Raw genomic sequence first — 1,668 nt, 5'->3', positions numbered from 1 at the left:
CAGTGACGCGCTGGCCGCGATCAGGGCGGACACCAATATGACCTGGCGGCAACGCCAAGTGCTGATCGACATCTACGAATCGTTCCGAAGGGAGAAACCGGACCGAGATTCCGGAGACCGAGTCGACTCATCCGATGAGCCGCGATCACAGACGCGGCTCGCCCGCAATGGCGATGCCATACCAGACTTCCGGGAGGGAGCAAGCGCCTATGACGCTCGCCGATCGGGTCAAGAAGATCACCAAGTCCAAGCCGTTCTACGCCGCCACGGGCGCAGGCGACTACGCCGTTGAGAACCTGCGCAAGCTGCGTATGCGGCTGCGGGCCCGCCAGGGTGAGGTCCGCGAGACTGCCAAGGAGCTGCCGGGCAAGGCGCGCGAAACCGTTGTCAAGAGCCTGCCGGAGCAAGCCCGCGAGTACGCCGACACCACCACCGCCAAGGTCACCGAGTTCTACGACGATCTGGCCGCCCGCGGTCGCAAGATCGTCAGCACTATGAGCCGTGAGGCCGCCAAGGAGCTTGAGGATGTCTCCCAGAGGGCCACGCCGGCGACGGCCGACCAGAGGAGTAAGGCGGCGGGCACAAAGCCCGCACCGAGCGGAAGGGCCACCACCAGGGCTTGACCTGGCACCATCCGGCCCGCACCCGGTTCCCGGTGTGCGGGCCTTCTCCTGTCTCGCCCTCCCCGCACGATGCGCCCACGGGGCATCGGCGCCCAGAGCCAGGGCCGCGGATACTCCCGGGCGTCAGGCGCTCGCGTAGACGCGGTGGACGAACTCGGCGAGCTTGCTGTCGGGCAGTTCCTTGGCGATATCAGCCTCGCTGATCATGCCCACGATGCGGTGTTTGTCGATCACGGGCAGACGTTTGATCCGGTGCTGCTCCATCAGGTTCAGCGCTTCTTCGACGCTGGTGTCGGCGTCCACCCACACCCGCCCATGCGCCAGATCGCGGGCTGTGGTCTGGTCGAGGTCCTTGCCCTCGGCACAGCATTTGATCACGATATCCCGGTCGGTGATGATGCCCTTGAGCCGATCGTCGTCTCCGCAGATCGGCAGCGCGCCGACATCCAGATCGCGCATCATCTTCGCGGCCTCACGCAGGCTGCCGTGCTCGCCGATGCACTCGACCCTTGGTGCATTATGTCGCGGGCCTTCTTGCCGGTTCCCTCTGTGGTCATCGGTGCCTCCCCGAAAGGATCGATGAACTCGTACTGGGATGTGTACCCGCTCTGACCATTCTGGTCGCCCAACAGTTCTCACGCCGTCGTCGAGCTGCCCTCTGCCGCCCACGTGCGTGCCCCGAGAATTCCCTGCCGCGCCTCTCCGCTGCGCTGCGAGGCCGTGCCGACGGGGCACTGCAGCCAGGTGAGTGAGATCCGATCCAGTCGCATGCGCGCTGACGCTGGCCACCTCGGCACGCCTACCGCGGAAGCCCACGCATGAAGTCTAGGCATTTGGCCAGCTCACGGCCCGGTCATTGATCCGCCCTGCGCTTTCCGGACAGCTGCTTAACGGCTAACTCACGCTGCGAGCTGCTGATTCAGGTACTCGTCGTGGACCTGTTGCGGGGTCCGGTAATCGAGTCCTGAGTGGCGGCGCCTCGAATTGTATCGGAATTCGATGTAACGAGCAACGTCGCGGCGGGCTCGTTCGCGAGTCGGATATT

General features: G+C 65.0%; 2 protein-coding genes and 1 pseudogene. 1 reads left to right on the top strand and 2 read right to left on the bottom strand.

The genetic code is table 11. From position 1 onward, the window contains the following. Nucleotides 1-209 precede the first annotated feature (209 nt). On the top strand, nucleotides 210-623 hold the full coding sequence (locus tag MYF83_RS42170) for a hypothetical protein (protein ID WP_248966436.1): 414 nt from the start codon (nucleotides 210-212) through the stop codon (nucleotides 621-623). A 123-nt stretch (nucleotides 624-746) separates the two neighbouring features. Here MYF83_RS42170 and MYF83_RS42165 read toward each other — a convergent pair whose 3' ends face one another. After that, nucleotides 747-1,085, bottom strand: coding sequence for a CBS domain-containing protein (locus tag MYF83_RS42165; RefSeq protein WP_308201593.1), 339 nt, complete (start codon nucleotides 1,083-1,085; stop codon nucleotides 747-749). Between the two features lie 437 nt (nucleotides 1,086-1,522). Beyond that, nucleotides 1,523-1,668, bottom strand: a pseudogene (locus MYF83_RS42160) (IS3-like element ISAar4 family transposase); the annotation flags it as partial.

Source organism: Sphaerisporangium perillae, assembly GCF_023276435.1.
GTDB lineage: Bacteria > Actinomycetota > Actinomycetes > Streptosporangiales > Streptosporangiaceae > Sphaerisporangium > Sphaerisporangium perillae.
This window is presented reverse-complemented; position numbering and strand designations above follow the sequence as displayed.

What these genes read in the sequence shown, in the direction of transcription:
- MYF83_RS42170 (WP_248966436.1), top strand. Translation starts at nt 210, where the DNA reads ATGACGCTCGCCGATCGGGTCAAGAAGATCACCAAGTCCAAGCCGTTC.
- MYF83_RS42165 (WP_308201593.1), bottom strand. Translation starts at nt 1,085, where the DNA reads ATGATGCGCGATCTGGATGTCGGCGCGCTGCCGATCTGCGGAGACGAC.